Source organism: Nostoc sp. DSM 114161, assembly GCF_052692665.1.
The window spans coordinates 1,687,527-1,707,281 of sequence record NZ_CP195141.1; the positions used below are offsets into that span (position 1 = coordinate 1,687,527).

The following is a 19,755-nucleotide window of genomic DNA, read 5'->3' on the forward strand; positions in this document are numbered from 1 at the left end:
TCTCAAATCTTAAATTAATTACTGCTATTGCCAATTACAAATCGTGTGAGTACATCAGCAATGGTAACAGCTACAACGACTAATAGGGGAGTTCTGGCGATGCTTTGCCAATCTTCATCTTTACGAACTGCGTTGATGACACCAACCAAAGAAATTGCAATATACAGCAAGAAAAGTGCCCGCAATATATTAAATATCAAACTTACTGCGGTGTCTGCACCACCAGCATTATTTCCTGTGGAGCCATTATTCAAAGTTTTTTTGAAAAACTTTTCCGCTTCGCCAAAAAACTGCGCTTGTGCGGGAGTAGCAAAGTTATCTAACCAAAATAAACTCAGAACGATCGCCCCTGCTAAGATTTGTAATATTATTAGCGATCGCCTTGGTAAATTTACCTGCTGTCCAATTTTGTGTGTGATGACTGCAATTAAACTACCAACTAATAAACAAAATAGCAGGATAGGACTTTTTAAGCTGATAACGCTTAAAAATACAGCACAAGCAATCAAAAAAGGTACAGATTCAACCAAAATAGCCAGACTGGATTTCAATGCCAGTCCTAACTTATGACCTACTGTAGCTGCACTACCAGTTAAAGCTTTGAAAAAGTTTCTCTGGTGAGAACTTTGTCTAAACATTTGCTAATTTTCCTATGGTTTACTATGGGCGTTGGTGTTTCAAATTTTACAGGCAAGACAATGTTACATGATTCAACATTTATTTTTCCCCAAATTATAAAGTTCAGCAAAGTTATACATCATAATACGATTTTTTATTAATTTAAGTTAACAAAGTATTAATGTTTCTTTAATGAGTGTGTGTTCCCTGAGATAGGCTTTTACCTCTTGACCATAACTGCTACAGTGTTCCTAAAGTTTTTCTATGCCAGCGAGTTTGCTTTAATTATTACTTTTCAAGAATCTAGCGGTAATGCCAGACAATCCTTGGTAGCATAGCGCTCTTTAATCGCTATCGCCATAGTTAAATCTGAATTCCTTGCTCAGAGCTAGTTTTACTCGCTAAAGTTGAGTACTTAACTGCTACACCTCCTCACTTGCTACAGTTTTGGCAAACAAATCAAGCAAGTGGCTGCTGTATCCCATTTGCCAAGGCTTTTAGGAATACTTTTAGAGATTATACTAGCACTACCATTCACATCCGTGTTAATCAGTCTACCGTCACTAGCACTAAGTACGCCGTGTTGGAAATATGAGATTCCTATTTGATTGCATAAAAAAACTCCCCCTCAACTCGAAAAGCCTACAGCCTTATTGTCTAGTTCCATACAGACGCCATTGATAGCATCTGTACCTACTTCCCTCCTAAATAAATAAGTTCTAAGTAAATAAGTTCAAAAATTAAAGCCGATTAATATATTCAGAATCTTTAAAAATCGGTTAAGTTTTGAGAAAAGATAGTAAAAATTATGCATTGAGGAAAAATACAAAATATGGATATAACGATTATTTTGTCAAGAGAATAATTTATATCCTAAATCTATTGCAAGCTTGAAAGTAAAGCTTAATTGGTAAAACCATATATAAATAGGACTGTGGGCGAAAATGCAGATTTTACTCTGATGGAATTAATAAAAAGCACTAACAACCCACTTTGAAAAACAAATTTTAAGTAATAACAATGTTAATTGTTTTAATCTTTTCATAATGCAACCATGATTGTAATTTTACCTTAACACTCTAATGTTAAGTTCGTTAGAACATTTTGGCAGCTATCAGTGATAGCAGTCCTAGAAAAGCCGTGAAATTTTTATTTTCTTTGCTTGACGCCTCCGGTATAGCTGATGGCAGGCTGCTGTGCGTCTAAGTCAAAGAAAGTGATGTTCATAATTATTTGCTCTAATTTTTCACCAGTTTCTGCAAACTTATGCTCGATAGATAAATTTTTCGAGCCAAATTTTTGGCTGAGGAAAAATTTATTTTCGAGTGCAAGTTTGATGATTTGTTTTGTTTCAGGGTGTTAATCCTTAAATTAACTGCAAGGAGCTTGACATGGTTTTTTATCGCGATCGCCAATCGAATCATTTGATAAGTTCGATTTCTGTACTTGCCATAACAATTAGTTTAGTAGCAGGTCAATCTGTTAGCGAAAAATCTCTAGCTCAGACCTCCACTACTCCTCCTCCAACTGGGGTACTCTCCATAAATGGAGCAGGTGCAAGTACTGTAAATACTTTATTTGTAGGTACCGGAACTACCGCCCCTTTTAGCCCACAAAACTCATGGTTTAACTTTTACGGTGTTGGAAATCCTCCATCCCTCAACAATCCTGCTGGTGCAACAAATGGCCCAGTCAATTCTGCTGTCACATTCAGATATGCTTCAGTTGGTAGTGGCGCAGGCATAACAGCCTTTTTCAGCCAAACCGTACCGCCTGCATCACCTGGCCCTACCATATTAGCCCCAGTCTCTTTTGCAGCTAGTGACGACCCCTTAGCAGGAACACAAGTAGAACAAGTAGTTACCACCGGTAGTGGAAAACCTAATAGCGGCAAGGCTATTCAAGTGCCCGTAGTAGGTGTGGGAATCACCTTATCCTACAACCGTACCGGTCTTACCATACCAACAGCTGGACTGAGGCTTTCGCGAAATACTTACTGTGGTATTTTGAACGGCAGCATCACAAATTGGAACGATAGCAGAATCAGAACCGATAACGGTGGTGCAGCCATCGCAGCCAATTTACCCATCAGAGTTGTACGTCGTAGTGACAGCAGTGGTAGCACTTTTGTTTTAAGCACTCATCTCAACACTGCGTGTAAAACTGCTGCGACTCCAGGTCTGCAAACAACCTCTGTATGGAATAGAGGAGTAGGTAGCGTAAGTGCTTCAGGCACCGTACCTCCAACACCACCAGCCAATACAGTTGTTTGGCCAGCAAGTTTCCTATCTGCCTCAGGAGGTGGAGGAGTAGCGACTACGATTTCGAGTACTAGTGGTGCAATTGGTTATGTAGATAGTGCTACCCGGTTAGCTAGAAGTCTACCTGCTGCACTGTTACGCAACAGAGCAGGTACATATGTTGGCCCTACAACAGCTGGAATTCAAGGTGCTTTGAGTGGTGGAACCATTGTTAGTTATGGTGCTGCTCCCGCTAACAGGCTGGTTAGAATTGATAATTTGGCCGACCCAACTCCTTCAAGTGCGTATCCCATTTCTACAGCAAGTTATTTGCTGTTTTATGACAGATACGCAAACACTACCATAGCAGCGAATATTAGGGCCTTTATCAACTGGGCTTTAGGTGGTACGCCAACCTCAAGTCCCACCGCAGACAGTATAGCTATAGCTCGTGGCTATGCTCCTCTTCCGGCTGCCATTAAAACTCAATCTAGAAATGTTGTGAATACTTTTGTGAATACTACCAGCCCTTAGGTGAACTCAACTATTAATTTAGTTGGCACCTCTTAACTGTCGTTAGTAGTGTTGCTGAATTAAAGTATGAAATTTCAAACTTCAACCATTGAAAACTTTGTTCTTGCCCTTTGGTGTAAAGCAAAATTCATACTCTGAATCAGCAACACTTTTTTCAGGTTTACTAAAAAATTCTGTTAAGTATATCAAAATTCTGCTTCAGGATTATATTTATAATTCTGAAGTTTTGTCTGGGCGATGATTTATATTTTATAAGTATATAAATATAAATAAATATAAAATAATTGCGATCGCTCTTTCAGTTCACTTAGTAAAAATAACAACTAATTGTTTGAGGTATTTAGTTAATTCAAAGTAGCAATTAGATACAATCGTACTGTTCTCGATCGCTAAATGGCGATCGGTCACAATTGTTAAAAAAGTTCAACCGCCAACTATGTTATGATTAAGTAAGTTGAGAAATATTTTCGGTCATGTTAGTGACTACATAGAGACCTCTCCGAATCTAAATCTCTACACCTTTGATTCTGGAGGTATTTTCTTTCAGTAATTGACCTGAAAAATTTACTTTCGACAATTCCGAAAATTAAAATTTTTAGCGAAGGAAACTGTACTGGAATACCTCTAAGAAACTGACATATATTGCTGCCATAAGTTTCTATGACGGACAGTCAACTGTGTCAAAAATCAAAATAGTATAGGGTTAGTACTTGAACTTATATCGATAGTGAGCTTTTTTTATGCCTTCAAGTCCTTTGCGTGAAGAACCTCGTAATCAACGAGCGCCTGTAATTCGCACAAGTAATGAATTTATTCTTTTAGAATGGCTAAAGTCAACTGGTCGTCTCATAGAACGCGAACATCAAGATTCTGACTATTTAGGTGAAATAGAAGAAATATCAGAAATGATAGATCTTGATGATATTCCTTTCGATCATGATGATGATGATGTCGATCTGGATTTAGAAGCTTAATAATTTTTTGGCAATTTGTAATTCTTAATTACCACACCAAAATATTTCATTGATTTGAAATCAATGGTTTATCTGTATGAAGTACAGATAATTTATAGGGTAGCACAGATGTGCTACCCTAATTTATAAACTAGGGTGTTTGATATCGCTTCTCTTCATCTTCTTTCAGAAATAGCTTAAATTGTTGCTTTTCCTGTTGCATCAGAACTATTTGTTGAAAAGTTATCATTCGTACCCAACAAATTATGTCTATCGCTTAAGGAATTTGGGGTAGTAGATTCTTGTGGGGAGTCGCTGACAAATTCAATCAACTCTTCTACTTGGCAATTCAAAGCTTTGCAAAACCGAATAATTCTTTCAATATGATCTGTCCCAGTTCTACCACTTTCCCAGTTTTGAATAGTGCTTTCAGTCACACCAACAAGACGCGATAACTCAAGCTGGGTTAGCCCTGCCTTTTCACGAAGCAAAGCAATCCTTGGTTTTGGCTTTTCTTTCACAGGTACAGCACTTTTATTCCGATCTATAGTCTTATATCCTAGCATCAAAAAAATAGTATCTAGCAAATTACTAAAAGAATTCATAATCCAGAATTGAGAATTCAGAATTGGTGAAATCTTGTGTATTTGGTAAAAATAATTGATGTATAATGTTTATTACTAATAGTAATATTAACTAGATAAAAGATAAAGTATAAACATGAGTTTTAAATTCTGAATTCTACTTCAGTAATAGATAAAACAATTGCCCATTACTAACTGTGACGCCAGCACGATCGCCTGCGATTTTACCAGTACCTAAAAAATAATCGACTCTACCTGCACCTTTAATTGCGCCTCCGGTATCTTGGTCGAGAACATAGCGGCTAATAATCCGTTCTTCCATGTTTCCGGTAGAATTAACTAAGGGAAAAGAAGCACGAATCAAAGCTAAAGCACCAGGAGGCATGAGAGATTTATCTGTAGCAATAGAACGCTCTGCTGTTAGTGGTACATTGATGGAACCTTGGGCTGGTTCGCCGTGGTTTTCTTGAAAAAAAACAAAACTGCGATCGCGGGGAATATAAATATTTAATTCTTGGGGATGTTTTTGGAAATATTCGAGAATCATAGGCATAGTTACACCTTCTTGCGGTAATTTGCCATCATTCACTAATTCTCGCCCAATGCTTTTGTAATTATAAGCAGTATTACCTGCATAACCTATACTTGTTTGAGTTCCATCGGTAAGTTGAAGTTTAGCTGAACCTTGAATTTGAACCATATATGGTTCGAGGCGATCGCGAAACCAAAACAATTCTAAACCTTGCAATTTACCCTTTGCACCTTGTAAGCCATCTGCTCCTTCTAATTGTAGGCGTGTAGGATGAGGTTTAGACCAGGAGTTGAAATCAGGAGGTAATCGATAAACAGGATAGCGATATTCTGCTGTGGGGACGCGACTCGCTGCGTAAAGTGGTTCGTAATAGGCGGTGAATAAAACAGCACCTTTGTTATCTTTACCAACTGATTGATAATAAACAAATTCTTTTTCTATGGCTTGATATAACTCAGTTGGGGAATTAGTTGTTAATAAAATTTCGCGGAATCTTTGCAAACTTTTGAAGACGCGATCGCGATTAATTCCACTCACCTGATAGTTTTGGTAAGCACTTATAGCTGCTTTCGTTTGTAGGTATTGTAAACTGCGATCGATAGCTGTCAATAATGTCTTTTTGTCTGGTATTTCTCCATAAATAGCCTCATCCAAACACGAAGCATCACTCTGACAACAAGTAACTGGTTTCCTCTGAATTAATACTGCTTTTTGTTTTTCCCCCGTCAAAGACACTGATATATCCCACTTTTTTACTCGACATTCTGGCGGACTGAGTTCTGGATTTGCCACAGATTGCATCCTCAACAAAGAAATTGATAAAACTACAAGTCCGCTGATAGCAATAAAGTTGTGAAACTTTCCTAATTCAGAAAATATTTTTTTCATGAAAATTTAAATGGATAGGTAATTTTGGCACTCAACAGGCTGTGATTAGGTTCTTACAGCATATTTCAGATAAATGAGGTACGCGGTTAGAGGCACAACCAAGCCACTATATGAAGTTTAGTGAAATATTTGCTTAAGTGTCTTAAATGTCTTAACTGTCTTAACTGTCTTATTTTTAACTGTCTTAATTTTTTTTTTAACTGTCTTAACTGTCCTTGCATTCTCATAAAAATTCTGAAATATTAAAAGCATGAAGTGTATCGAGAGCCACCTCAAGCGGCTTCGATCGAAGAATTTGTCAAGCTAGACGCTTTAAGCCAGCGACTAAGCTATTCAACTTTTAAATTGCATATTCACTTCCTAAATGTGTTGACCTTTGACCCTTAACTGTCAACAATTAACAGCCAACACGAAAAAATGTGCAATTTAAATGTGCGACAGCTTATTTATGCTGCTGCAATAGTATTCCGCACTGGACTAATGTCTTGTGGCGATCGCTGTTGTGCTGAGTTGTCTTTCGCGTTGACGAAAACTTAGACTTATTCATTTTCAAAATCCACTAATTTTAAGAGTTTCAATCATGGCAACCACATCTCTACCAACTCAGACCTCAACCAATGGCACACAATTAACATCTGTCTATACAGTTGCGAAGTTTGCATCGGGAAGAACCGAACCAGGTGTAACCAATTGGAAGAAAGATGGCGACAGCATAGGTATATATATTGATACTAGTGCTGCTGGTTTCACTAAAACACCAATATACGTCACTTCACTTGGTGGCTTCAATGGTGGTAGCCATTGGGCAACTACTGGAGCTACTTCTATATACAATGCTACAGAAAAAGGCTTCACTGTATATGTCAGGTTCGATCAAGGCTACAACGTCACACCCATCACCCCAGAAGATGCAAATCAAAGGAAATGGCATATCAATTGGTTTGGTATCGAGCCTTTCTTAGAGCAAGGTTCAGGGAGTGGTACTCAATCATCATCAACAACTACTAAGGCAACACCACTTCCTGCGGCAGGAAAATACTACAAACTTGCCAACAAAAATAGCGGTAAATATTTAGATGTGTCAGGTGCTAGCACTGAAAATGGAGCTAACGTCCAACAGTGGACTAGCAATACAACTCAAGCCCAACAATGGCTGTTAGAAGACGCTGGAAATGGCTATTACTACCTTGTCAACAAGAGTGGCAAAGCTTTAAATGTAGCAGGTGGTGGTAGTGCTGATGGAGCCAACGTCATTCAGTGGTCAAAAGGAAATGACGATAACTCTAAATGGAAGTTGGAAGATGCTGGAGATGGTTATTTCTACCTCATTGCCAAACATAGCGGTAAGGCTTTAGATGTAGCAAGTGCTGGCACTGCTGATGGAGCTAATGTCCAACAATACAGTAAAAATTTCACCAATGCTCAAAAGTGGAAATTTGAGCCTGTATAATTCAGTCCTCAACAAAGGGTTGCATCATAGTGGGATGATGCGGTGCAATGCTCGCGAAATGGTGAATCCTTCACTTTTGAAAACTCTAAACATTTGCAACAGACAAACTTATCCCACAAACAAGACTGTAAGTCTTTTCAGATAGGGTTTTATTTACTTCAGGCACAATAGCGCAGCTTCCTAGCATAACTTCCTATGCAACAGAAGTATGGAACTGTCTGCGTTTACAAAAAGCCTGAAAGCCTCGCCCATGTTCAAAATTTAGTAACTTCAGGAATTCAAATCATGGTAACCACACCTCTACCAACTCAAACAACAACCAGCAGTAGCACACAAGTAAAAACTGTGTTGACAGTTGCCAAGTTTGCATCGGGAAAAACTCAACCAGGTGCAACCAATTGGCAACAACTTGGCAGTGGCACTGATAGTCTTTATGTAACAGTTGACACTAGTGCTGCGGGGTTCACCAGCACACCGATATATGTAACATCAATTGGTGGTGATGGCAAGCATTTCGGAACCACTGGAGCTAGTGCTATCTACAAACCTACCCCCACAAGCTTTCAAATAGAGGTCAGGTGGGATAAAGATTACACAACCGATGCCTTGACCCCAGAAGTAGCCAATGCTAATAAATGGCATATCAACTGGATTGCCTTTGAGCCTTTCTCCCAAGAAGGACAAGGAACCAATGGTCAAACATCTCCTACAACTACTCAGCCCACACCACTTCCTGCGGCAGGAAAATACTACTACCTTGCCAACAAAAACAGCAGTAAATATTTAGATGTGACAAACTTTAGCACTGCTGATGGAGCTAACGTCCAACAGTGGACTCTTAATAAATCTGGAGCGCAACAATGGCTGTTAGAAGATGCTGGAAATGGCTATTACTACCTTGTTAATAAAACTAGTAGCAAAGTTTTAAATGTATCAGGTGGTGGTAGTGCTGATGGCACCAATGTCATTCAGTGGTCAAAAGGAAATGACGATAACTCTAAATGGAAGTTGGAAGATGCAGGTGATGGCTATTTCTACCTCATCGCCAAACATAGCGGTAAGGCTCTAGATGTAGCAAACGCTGGCACTGCTGATGGAGCTAATGTTCAACAATACAGTAAAAATTCCACTAATGCTCAAAAATGGAAATTTGAGGCTGTTTAGTTAAGCCCTTCATCTCCTTCTTGTAAATCACAACTGACCTTCTCTTCGACCGACTCCTTCAAAATTAGGGGTCGGTTTTGCAATGATTGTCCAGATTGATTGAATTTCATTTTAATAATGATAGAAACACGTTGGTAGGGGTACGGCACTGCCCATACGTGTCAACTTAACGTGAAACCCTTGCCCAGATGCTATCGCTCACTTCCCATCACGATCCGCGTTACCCCACCCCGGCTTTGCTGACGCAAAACCTCCCCTCCCCTTAGCAAGGGGAGGGGTTGGGGGTGGGGTAACGCGGATTGCCCATTACCTATTCATTCATATTCCGGTAAGTAGCCACAGCGGAAGGTGATATCCGATTCAAATATCGGAATATCCAGTATTTGAAAATCGTATCTAAAATCACTGGGAATGTGGCAATAAATAGAAAGATAAAATCCCGATTTGCCGGTAATCCCCAATGGCGAGATACACCTTCTAATAATACTTCCCAGCCGTGAGGAGAGTGGAAACCGACAAATATATCGGTAAACAAAATAATAATAAAAGCCTTGGCACTGTCACTAAGCCCATAGACAATATGATCGAAGAAATCTTTCAGTACAGCAATAGAAGACTTGCTCGTTACCATCAGCCAGATAAAAGCAACCACAGAAAACATATCAGCAAAAACATTTTTAATCGAATTAGAGCTTTCCTTGCGAAATTCTTCAGCAATCTCTGTCGCCTTCTCTTTTAGCTCGATTTCTAGATGCTCGGCTGATAATAGTGGTGCATTACTAATCAGATTTTCAAACTTGATTCTTTCTTCAAATCTTTGTAGTTCTTCCAAGGCTTCTTCTTCCATTTCGGAATTCAGAAATACCTCTGCTTGTTCGGTAGTTCTGAATCTGTCAAGAACTGGGCCTACCACAAAAGCCTTTGCTATTTGATGCGTTAAAAGTGGTACTATAATTAAGAGCAAAATAAATCTAATAGATATTATTGTTCTTCTTTGAGCTTGACGAAAACTATGAATTACTTCTTCTTCAGAATTAGGGTCTAATTCAACTTGCAAACGACTGATAGTACTTAAAATCGAACGTGGTAAAACACCCATTGTATCGGTTTTACCCTTTGGTTTTTTATCCGATTTTCTCTCCACATCTTTAGTTGATATTTTAGGCGGTAACGCTGGAGTAATTGCTGAGTCAACTGGTGGAGTTGGAGGTTTAACCACTACAACTTTAGCAGTCATTTCTTCAGGAATTGTTATGTATTTTGATATCACTCCATCGATAAAATTCAGCCTTTCTAAAACGAAAGAAGGACTGAGGAATTCTATGCCTGCTTTATCAGCAGCTTTTTGATTTTCTTCATTGAGAAACCAACGGCTTAGTCTAAACTCTGTCAGCCGCATTTTGGCAGTTTTTAATAGCTTGTTTAAGTCTGACTCAAAATAATCCATGACGCTGTTGCTGTACATGGCTGAGCTAGTGTCTATTTTATTACCATTAAAATGCTTGTTTTCTATTTCCTCGATCTTTAATGCTGCATCATAAGCCTCATTTAAAGAACGTTCCGGAGTCTGTAAGTACCATCGATAAGCAGCAAGTAAGAAAGAATAGATTTTTTGGCTAAAAGCAAAGTTTTTCATTGCAGACAATCATCCAGCATTATTTGGTGATTCTTAACCTTAAGTTAACGCACGAGGTATACTAGCAAATCTACAAGGAGAAAATTTGTGGTTTCTCATTCGATTTGGATTGTTGGCACCAGCCGCAGCGGTAAGACAACTCGCTTAGTAGAGCAATTTTGTAGTTGGGTGAAACCTAAAAATACGTATATTGAATCATTTTATACTAAAAACCAACGACATGAAAAAGGTGATAATGTCTCCAAATTTTTATATCTTAAGCCAACAGAACCAGGAGTTTTACTCTTAGCTGCTAATGATGATAATCGTCGAGAATTAGGAGATAAAATTGTTACATCTACATCAGGAAAATATCCGGTTCGTGGGAAGACACCACTGGGTTTTTTTCAGGATGAGGTTATTTTATTTTGGCCATTGCTAATCAATTCATTGAACCTCAAGGCGCAGTTTCCAGTGAGATTGCGGCCGGAAACCGAACAAGAGTTAGCAACTAAACTGTGGCGTTCCCAATTAGACGAAGAAATTTTACGTCTTGCGGGTGTGAATGAGTCTCGTTTAGTGCGTCGCATCTTAGACTTATTTCAATTAGCAGCTTATAGTGGTACACCTTGTGAAGATATTGCCGAGATTTTGGCTAGGGGTTTGGGGGAAAATAGTACAAATTTAGAGCCGGAATTTTTGGCATCTTTGCTGTTAGATTGGCGTAACTGGTGTTTAGAGAGGGGATTGCTAACTTATGGGATTATTACTGAACTTTATAGCCAGCATTTATTAAGCGATCGCAATTACCAAAAGCACTTAACAAAACGCTATCAAGCAATACTAGCCGATGATGTCGATGATTATCCTGGGGTAGCGCGTCTGTTGTTTGAGTTGCTTTTAGACGAAGGCGCAGTTGGGGCGTTTAGCTATAATCCCGATGGTGCAGTGCGATTGGGATTGGGAGGAGATCCGAACTACCTCGAAGGTTTAGCAGACCGTTGTCGGGTAGAAACCTTGACCGGGCCGCCTCCAGAGTCGCTAGGACAACAACTGGCTACACAAATGGTGGAATTAGTCACAGAGTCAATTATGCCATTGAGTTTACCTGAAATCGTACACTCAATTCAAACCACCTCCCGCGCCCAATTATTGCGGCTAACAGCACAAGTCATTGCCAATGCCATCCAATCAGGGCAAGTGGAACCAGAAGAAGTAGCGATTATAGCACCAGGTTTGGATGCGATCGCTCGCTATACCCTAGTAGAAATCCTCGTCAAGCAAAACATCCCAGTAGAATCCCTGAACGACCAACGTCCCTTAATTAGTTCGCCAGTAATTCGAGCATTGCTCACCATGCTGGCACTAGTTTATCCCGGCTTAGGACGCCTCGTAGACCGGGATGCCGTAGCAGAAATGCTCGTTGTCTTGAGCAGAAAACAACAACCACCAGAAAATACAGACGCGATGAATCGAGACGCGATTCATCGCGTCTCTACGGACATCGACCCGGTACGCGCCGGTTTAATAGCAGATTACTGCTTCGTACCCCATCTCGATCGCCCCAACTTGCTACCAGTGTCAACCTTCGAGCGCTGGGATAGAATCGGCTATGCAGCTACCACAGCTTACAACGAGATATTACAGTGGTTAGAACAACAGCGATCGCAACAAGAACAACGTTTAATTCCCAGTCCCATTTCCCTTTTGGATAGAGCAATTCAACGTTTTTTGTGGAATGGTAGCAACCTCCCCTACGAACAACTCGCAGCATTACGCGAATTACTAGAAACAGCCCAACACTACTGGGAAATTGATACAAGGTTACGACAAGTATCTTCTGGGCGAGTAGGGGAAGAGGACGCGGGGAAAGAATTCTCTGTGTTCTCTTCATCTGCCTCAGTAAGTACTATTACCGAATTCATTCAACTACTGCGACGCGGTACTATCACCGCCAACCCTTACCCAGTGCGTCCCATTGGTGGAGCTAGAAAAGCTGTCACCCTAGCAACTATATTTCAATATCGATCCAGTAGGCGATCGCACCGCTGGCATTTTTGGCTGGATGCTGGTTCGCCTCTATGGGCTAAAGGTGGTGCAGCAACATTGTTTGGTGCGCCGTTTTTCCTGCAAGATAGATTAGGCGAACCTTGGACAGCAGAAGATGAAAAAGTAGCAGAACAACAAAGGCTACGCCGAATTTTGGCAGATTTGCTCTCTCGTGTCTCCAAGAGAGTTTATTTGTGTCACAGCGATTTAGCCGTCAATGGACAAGAGCAAGTAGGCCCACTGTTACCCTTAGTAAATGCCTGTGTCACAGTTATTTCTGAAACTAGTGTTCATTCGAGTGACACGAATTTGAAATAAAGAATGCCAAAAATATACCATTTGTAGAGACGCGATTCATCGCGTCTTCTATCGATACGGTTCGTTGTAGCAACAAACGCGATACGGTTCGTTGTAGGTAACAGACGCGATAAATCGCCGTCTCTACAAAATATTATTTCATCACCGATTTAAACAAAAAAATACATTCTTATAGCGATTAGTAATTACCAAATTTTTCATATTGATTTTTGGATTTTGTATGTGCAAACTTCGTGACTGCGGTTGATTTGGAATAGGATAACGAACAGGCACTTTATTACGCCATAGAATTAAAGGAATACAGAAAAGCCCTAAAATAATTACTACTCCAGTCATGAACCAAACAAGTAATCTGTTTGGTTTATAATTTCCTTGCTCAATTTGCCAAAAAACTTGATTGTATCGCCATGCAGCTAACACAATCGTGATAATTCCAGAAAATACCAGAGCCAGACCCAAATTTTCGGAATTCGTTAATGTATTTACCTGAGTTTCTTGTTGAGTAATAGCAACATTAAGCTGGCGCAAAAATATCCCAAATCGCGCAATGGCAATTCCAAAACTAATTAATGCAATAGAAGTGCGTAACCAAGCTAAAAAAGTTCGCTCGTTGGCTTGATGTTCCCTTTGGCGGTCAATTTTCGGTATTTTATCCATAAGTAATACAATTTTGGATTTTAGATTTTGGATTGAAGATTGCTTTGTGTTAAAAAGACTGGGTATTGGGTACTAGGAAAACTCTTCTCTAACGCCCACTAGCTAGTTCATTACTACACCTTTGGTGAGGATTCTACGAAAACGCCAAGCGATCGCCAAAATCTTTACAGCGTTAAAATACTAAATAAGGTAAAGATGTATATTCATCAAAATCAATGGCACTATTCGGATTTGGCAAAAAACAAAACATGCCCACCCCTGAGGAAGCTTTGCCAGGAAGGGCACAGTCTATGTCAGTACCCGCTCATCATTATGTCAACAAAAATCCCCTAAAACCTCCTTTTTCTGATGGATTAGAGAAAGCTTTGTTTGGTTTTGGTTGTTTTTGGGGCGCAGAACGTAAATTCTGGCAACTTAAAGGAGTTTACACCACCGCAGTGGGTTATGCTGCCGGTTTCACACCCAACCCTACTTACGAAGAAGTGTGTAGTGGAAGAACCGGTCACAACGAAGTGGTTTTGGTTGTGTTCGATCCGAAAGTGATTAGTTATTCCGAACTGCTGAAAGTCTTTTGGGAAAGTCACAATCCCACCCAAGGGATGCGCCAAGGCAACGATGTTGGCACTCAATATCGTTCGGGAATTTATGTATATTCCGAAAATCAAAAGCAACTAGCACAAGCATCGCTGGAAGCTTATCAACAAGCCCTGAACAAGGCAGGCTATGGCAAGATTACCACAGAAATCTTGGATGCCCCTGAGTTCTACTACGCCGAAGCCTACCATCAACAATACCTAGCAAAAAATCCCAACGGCTATTGCGGTTTGGGAGGAACAAGCGTTTCTTGCCCCATCGGTGTAGTTGAATCGCAAGTGACTGGGTAACGGGGACTGGGGAGATGGGGAGATGGGGAGATGGGGAAAAATTACACCCCATGCCCCATGCCCAATGCCCAATCCCCTACTAAAATGCAGATTTAACCAAAGCGATCGCCCTCAGCCACAACATAATACTAATGGGCGCACCAATTAAAATACCAGCGATCGCCCAGCCCCTTTGATGGGCTTTGAAGTGTTCAATATTGCGCCACTGTCTACTTTTCCAAGCCCATTCGTTGCCTTTGGCACCAAGGGCGATCGCCATTACCCACCAACCGTGGGGTATAAAACAAAACAACCCATACCACACTTGGTTAGTCCACATCCATAACCAAGGCATGAGAAATGCACCCCAATTCCAACCGAGAATTTCCTCTGGTACTGTTTCATTGTGATTGTTGATACCGCATCCAGAGTTATTAATAATTTCTTTTGGCGGTAAAAGCTGATATTTGTTTGCAGATTTGACAACCACACCAGATTTAAGGGCTTGTAGTGCTTGGCGAGCAGTAGTAAAACGTTGCTCTGGTGCGGGTTCTACCAATTTTTCTAGCCAACTGATAAAACTGGGGCTGAGGTTCACGCGGTCTGCAAATTGCAATCGTAAATCCTGCTGGGGTAAATCAGATGGCGGGATACCAGTTAACAGATGAATTAAAGTCGCCCCCAATGCATAAAGATCCGAAGCCGCTACCGCACGTCCACCAAATTGTTCCATTGGGGCATAACCATAAGTACCGACAACTGTAAAAGTAACGCCTTCTTTTGCCGCTTTATCTTGAACTGCGCCAAAATCAACTAAATAAATTCGATTATCTTCGCCCCAGATTAAATTACTTGGTTTAATATCTCTATGCAATACTCCTGGATTTAATTCATGTAAATACGTAAGAATATTTAATACTTCAACAGCAATTTTTTTAGCTCGTTTTTCACTAAACCTTTTGCCACTGGCAAGTTTATCCTTGAGCGATTCACCAGGGATATATTCTTGTATTAAGCCAAACCAGAGAGTGCGATCGTCAATACAAAAATAATCTATATACTGAGGAATTCGGGGATGATTTAGCTGTTTGAGAATTTGTGCTTCCCTCTCAAAAAGTTTCAAATCGTCCCACTGTACAGTACCGCCAAAAGCCAAAAGTTTGATTACAACACTAGAGTTCTCGCCATCATCAGCTTGTAAATCCAATGCTAGCCAAGTTTGACGAATTCCATTGTTGCCGAGTTGGCGTTGAATTTGATAACGGTCTTGTAATATCTGTTCTACTTGCAGCATCTGACACCTGCTGGCAATTTACGCTAATCTCATTCCCTTACTATTCAAGGATAGTCATTATTTGGAGAAACTGCGGGAGCTAGCTAATTTATAGTGCTTCGCACATGATTAAGGTACAGAAACAAATAACTAACCACACGTCAATAGAGATATTGTAGGGGTGCACAGCTGTAAAGCCCCTACCGATGTATCTGATTCAAAGGATTGAGATTTGAGAAGTTATTTTACAGAATAATTTTTCCGATAATAAGCTTGATATTCCGCAGATAACAAAGGTTCCCACCAATCACGATGAGTGAGATACCACTCAACAGTTAAACGCAAACCTTCGGCAATCGTTACCGAAGGCGTCCAACCAAGTTGAGTTTTAATCTTATTGGCGTTAATGGCATATCTTCTATCGTGTCCTGGTCTATCCTTGACAAAAGTAATTAACTGCTTTGCTGGATGCACTGGTAGGTCGGGTGCTAATTCATCCATCATTTGACATAAAAGTTCGACAAGTTTAATATTTTCTACCTCATTATTACCACCAATATTGTATGTTTCCCCTGGCTTTCCGCGATTAATTACTACATCTAATGCTCGACAATGATCGCCTACATAAAGCCAATCTCGGACATTTTTACCATCACCATAAACAGGTAATGGTTTACCAATTAAAGTATTGATACACATTAGGGGAATCAGCTTTTCTGGAAACTGATAAGAACCATAATTATTGGAACAATTTGTAATAATTGTCGGCAGATTATATGTATGATAATAAGCACGCACTAAGTGGTCGCTACCAGCTTTGGAAGCTGAATAGGGACTATTGGGAGCGTAGGGCGTAGTTTCAGAAAAAGCTGCATCATCTGGGCCTAAACTACCGTAGACTTCATCAGTAGAAACGTGCAAGAAACGATAATCAGATGGCTGTGGTTTTGCTTGCCAATGTTGGCGAAAAGCTTCGAGGAGAGTGAAAGTTCCTACTACATTAGTTTGCACAAAAGCACCAGGGCCGAGAATCGAGCGATCGACATGAGATTCAGCAGCAAAATGGGCGATGGTGTCAATATTTTCCGTTGATAATAAATTATCTATGAGGGGGCGATCGCAAATATCCCCCTGCACAAACCGAAAATTCTCCCTTCCCTCAACCGGGGTCAAATTCAAACGATTTCCCGCATAAGTTAGAGCATCCAACACCACCACCCGGTCATCGGGATAAGCTTGACACCAATGATGTACAAAATTTGCCCCAATAAACCCCGCACCCCCCGTCACCAATAATCGCCGACTCATCCAATTTCCTCTCTCTATCTGCGGTTTGTTTATTTAAACTTCAAATATTTTTTTCTCAGCTTACCATATATTTTCTGTGCCAATAATTTAGCCCTACGAATTTTTGTTAAACTATTAATATTAGATGGCTGCTGTATTTTGTGGTCAAAAAATGTATTTAATTCATCCAAAATTACTTGTAGACGCTTAACAATATTTTCAGTTCGATACTCAGCAAAAAAATCTTCATCTAACGGAAAGCGTCCTGAATAATCAAGCGCCTTTAAAATACGTTGCACATCATATTCTTGTGAATATCCAGCGATTTTATAGCAATTAAATCCAGGATCTAAGTAATCTGACAATCCACCATTCACACTAGAAAATACTTGACATCCACAGGCAAGGGCTTCCATTGGTTGTAGACCAAATCCTTCACTAACACCTTGTTGTGCCCAGTACTCAGCAGAATCATAGAGGTAAACCTTAGCACGGTTAAATAGTCCAGGTAAATCCTCGACATAGGAATCAACAACGAAAACGTTACAATGTTTTTGTAACCCTGGAATCAATTCTTTGATTAAATACTCAGAAGATTTCCGAGCCTGAACTAAAACATCAATATCTCGTTCTAAACCTAAATTTTTAAAATCATCAGAAATTTGATTAGGCAAATAATAAATCAAAGAATTAGGTGATTTTTCTCCCCAATATCCCATTGTGTAGCGACTAACAGTAACAATCGGAATACTTGCGGGTAGCTTAAATGGGTAACCTGGACTATGTGCGTGGTAAACAACATTGTATTGCTTTAGTTTAGGGACAAGTTGAGCTACATCAAATCCCCAATTAATTACAAAAATCACATCATTGAGATTTTTTTCTTGGAGTAAATCATCAATGAATTGCTTACCTTTTTCCCGTTGGCGATAAGTTACAACTTCAGCACTACAAATCTGCTGAACCAGATTAACTGTTTTCAATTCTGCCCAAAGACCACCGCAGGCAAATTTTCCATCTGTACCAGGAAGTAAGAAGTAAAGTTTTCTCATAATTAATTTTTTTAGGGGAGCAGGGAGTGGGGAGGTGGGGAGGTAGGGAGATGAGGGAATAGAGAGATGGGGAGATGGGGAGGCAGGGGGAAAGGTTAAAGGTTAAAGGGAAAAGGAATAAATTTAATCTTTCCCCTTTTCCCCGGTTGGTGAGCTTGTCGAACCATACCCCTTTCCCTTTCCCCATACCCCATGCCCAATGCCCTATGCCCCACTCCCCTTACTGTCTTCATTCTTGCCACTTCACCCGGACAAAATGCGCTTCACGTCCCCAGAGGTCGCGTGTACGGATAATGTTTTCAATTGTTAGGTTAAAAGGAATGGCGGTTGTTAAGTAACGCTGTACTATAGAACCTAAATCAGGTGCGAGTTCAGCAGCTGTTGTTGCTGCTAACCCCAAACCTATAATTTGCTCTATTGGTCGGAATGGTAGCAATAAATGTACGCCCACAGCTAATCCGGCAGTTAAAAGCATTGCTACTGATAAATTTGTGCCGCAACGGGGATGTACCGCTAAATCCCATTCTCCAGTAGTGATGCGATGTCGGGCAAGTGCGACTGCACGCCGCAAATCACTGATATTCACTTCGCCATAGAGGTAGAATCCTTGTTCCGTGGACAGACCGCCTAATAGTTCGTTATCTAGTTGAACTTTATTAGGTTCTCTTGTGGTGTGGTATGCACTATTTGATTCGCTCAGAACCCAGACAGTAGCATGTTCTAGTGCGTGAACCTGCCGCAGCATCAAAATTTCTTTCAACCCTGGAATGAACGACAGTTGCCTGAGTAAGTCAGCATCTTGTGTGGGATATGGAAAGTCTGAGGGTTGAGATTCTGAGGTTGGAACTTTTCCTGACAGGGGTGTTGTCAAATCAAAATTTAAAAATTCAAAGGGAAAAGAACTACTTTGAAAAGAAGCAGAAGTATTCATCGGAACACTGCTCTCCAAGCCGATGGAGCAACGTAGATTTCTTTCAAATGTAGCGCTTGCATCACTGAATTGTTGCTAATTTTTGTTATTGAGCTGGGCATGGGGGAGCCAGTGCGATCCTGTCGCCTCGCGTCGGAAAGCAACTGGCGTCATGGGGCATGGGGCATGGGGAATCGGCCAAACAGGGAGTGTTGACTGTTGACTATTTAGTGAGGTTAAGAGTTATTCTCCCCTGCCTCCCCTGCTCCCCCTGCCTCCCCCAGTCCCCAGTCCCCAGTCCCCGATCGCAAAGACTCGGAGCTTTTGGTAGAGTGTTCGCACCGTAACAAATGTGCGAGGAGAGGAACAATCAGTAAAACTCAATATTGGCTTTTCAGCATACTACACTAGATAAATCGTGTTACGACGAGTCAATTGTTTATTCGATCTGGTTAGGCAGAGGACAGCAATTGACATCATTCAAACAGACTTTGCCCCACTGTAAAGCCCAGCGGACAAGGGCTACTCGATTTTCTGTCTCGGTCTTGGTGAGAATGTTACTGATATGGTTATCAACTGTACGCTTGCTAATTTCCAGTTTCACTGCAATCTCTTGGTTAGTTAAGCCAGCGGCCACTAAGTCGATAATTTGCAGCTCTCTGTCTGACAGACTAACAGGGGTCTCAGACTTGCCACCAGCCATGACTATTTCTATCCTCCCTTGGTATATGTACTTAATCACTCTTTCTAATTCTAGAAGATTCTTTT

Annotated in this window: 16 protein-coding genes; 6 read left to right on the plus strand and 10 right to left on the minus strand. The window is 40.5% G+C overall.

Annotated elements, in window-relative coordinates:
- Positions 1-14: 14 nt before the first annotated feature.
- Positions 15-638, minus strand: coding sequence for a hypothetical protein (locus NSTC745_RS07190; protein WP_445636535.1), 624 nt, complete (start codon positions 636-638; stop codon positions 15-17).
- A gap of 1,371 nt (positions 639-2,009) precedes the next feature.
- Between NSTC745_RS07190 and NSTC745_RS07195 the strand changes: the two genes are divergently transcribed.
- The gene (locus NSTC745_RS07195; RefSeq protein ID WP_445636536.1) at positions 2,010-3,392 is read left to right on the plus strand and encodes a substrate-binding domain-containing protein; all 1,383 of its coding nucleotides are present in this window, start codon (positions 2,010-2,012) and stop codon (positions 3,390-3,392) included.
- Between the two features lie 740 nt (positions 3,393-4,132).
- Entirely contained in the window at positions 4,133-4,366 is a 234-nt protein-coding gene (locus tag NSTC745_RS07200) for a DUF3134 domain-containing protein (RefSeq protein ID WP_096535269.1), read from the plus strand.
- Positions 4,367-4,542: 176 nt separating this feature from the next.
- On the opposite strand, the gene NSTC745_RS07205 is transcribed toward NSTC745_RS07200, so the two are convergent.
- Positions 4,543-4,866 carry a helix-turn-helix transcriptional regulator gene (locus NSTC745_RS07205; RefSeq protein ID WP_445638550.1) on the minus strand — a complete coding sequence of 108 codons (324 nt, stop codon included), beginning with the start codon at positions 4,864-4,866 and terminating at the stop codon, positions 4,543-4,545.
- A 220-nt stretch (positions 4,867-5,086) separates the two neighbouring features.
- Positions 5,087-6,349: a murein transglycosylase A gene (gene mltA, locus NSTC745_RS07210; protein WP_445636537.1), complete on the minus strand. Its 1,263-nt coding sequence runs from the start codon at positions 6,347-6,349 to the stop codon at positions 5,087-5,089.
- 580 nt (positions 6,350-6,929) lie between these two features.
- On the opposite strand from mltA, the gene NSTC745_RS07215 reads away from it, so the two are divergent.
- Together NSTC745_RS07215 and NSTC745_RS07220 are read left to right on the plus strand one after the other, a co-directional pair.
- Positions 6,930-7,799: an RICIN domain-containing protein gene (locus NSTC745_RS07215; RefSeq protein ID WP_445636538.1), complete on the plus strand. Its 870-nt coding sequence runs from the start codon at positions 6,930-6,932 to the stop codon at positions 7,797-7,799.
- A 195-nt stretch (positions 7,800-7,994) separates the two neighbouring features.
- Entirely contained in the window at positions 7,995-8,963 is a 969-nt protein-coding gene (locus tag NSTC745_RS07220) for an RICIN domain-containing protein (RefSeq protein WP_445636539.1), read from the plus strand.
- 310 nt (positions 8,964-9,273) lie between these two features.
- Here NSTC745_RS07220 and NSTC745_RS07225 read toward each other — a convergent pair whose 3' ends face one another.
- Positions 9,274-10,599 (minus strand): proton extrusion protein PcxA, encoded by a 1,326-nt coding sequence (locus NSTC745_RS07225; RefSeq protein WP_445636540.1) that lies wholly within the window; start codon positions 10,597-10,599, stop codon positions 9,274-9,276.
- A gap of 87 nt (positions 10,600-10,686) precedes the next feature.
- On the opposite strand from NSTC745_RS07225, the gene NSTC745_RS07230 reads away from it, so the two are divergent.
- Positions 10,687-12,945, plus strand: a complete 2,259-nt coding sequence (locus tag NSTC745_RS07230) for a recombinase family protein (protein ID WP_445636541.1) — start codon at positions 10,687-10,689, stop codon at positions 12,943-12,945.
- Between the two features lie 141 nt (positions 12,946-13,086).
- Here the strand turns inward: NSTC745_RS07230 and NSTC745_RS07235 are convergent, their stop codons facing one another.
- Positions 13,087-13,602 carry a YidH family protein gene (locus NSTC745_RS07235; protein WP_445636542.1) on the minus strand — a complete coding sequence of 172 codons (516 nt, stop codon included), beginning with the start codon at positions 13,600-13,602 and terminating at the stop codon, positions 13,087-13,089.
- A 215-nt stretch (positions 13,603-13,817) separates the two neighbouring features.
- Here NSTC745_RS07235 and msrA point away from each other — a divergent pair, with 215 nt between their 5' ends.
- Positions 13,818-14,486 (plus strand): peptide-methionine (S)-S-oxide reductase MsrA, encoded by a 669-nt coding sequence (msrA, locus tag NSTC745_RS07240; RefSeq protein WP_445636543.1) that lies wholly within the window; start codon positions 13,818-13,820, stop codon positions 14,484-14,486.
- Positions 14,487-14,565: 79 nt separating this feature from the next.
- Here msrA and NSTC745_RS07245 read toward each other — a convergent pair whose 3' ends face one another.
- The 5 genes from NSTC745_RS07245 to pedR all read right to left on the minus strand — a co-directional run bounded on the left by NSTC745_RS07245 (position 14,566) and on the right by pedR (position 19,690).
- Entirely contained in the window at positions 14,566-15,759 is a 1,194-nt protein-coding gene (locus NSTC745_RS07245; RefSeq protein WP_445636544.1) for a serine/threonine protein kinase, read from the minus strand.
- Between the two features lie 219 nt (positions 15,760-15,978).
- The gene (rfbB, locus tag NSTC745_RS07250) at positions 15,979-17,046 is read right to left on the minus strand and encodes a dTDP-glucose 4,6-dehydratase (protein ID WP_445636545.1); all 1,068 of its coding nucleotides are present in this window, start codon (positions 17,044-17,046) and stop codon (positions 15,979-15,981) included.
- A 29-nt stretch (positions 17,047-17,075) separates the two neighbouring features.
- Positions 17,076-18,077 (minus strand): glycosyltransferase, encoded by a 1,002-nt coding sequence (locus tag NSTC745_RS07255; protein WP_445636546.1) that lies wholly within the window; start codon positions 18,075-18,077, stop codon positions 17,076-17,078.
- Positions 18,078-18,306: 229 nt separating this feature from the next.
- Positions 18,307-19,008: a DUF6391 domain-containing protein gene (locus tag NSTC745_RS07260; protein WP_445636547.1), complete on the minus strand. Its 702-nt coding sequence runs from the start codon at positions 19,006-19,008 to the stop codon at positions 18,307-18,309.
- A 418-nt stretch (positions 19,009-19,426) separates the two neighbouring features.
- Entirely contained in the window at positions 19,427-19,690 is a 264-nt protein-coding gene (gene pedR / locus NSTC745_RS07265; protein ID WP_096535280.1) for a photosynthetic electron transport-dependent transcriptional regulator PedR, read from the minus strand.
- Positions 19,691-19,755: the final 65 nt, after the last annotated feature.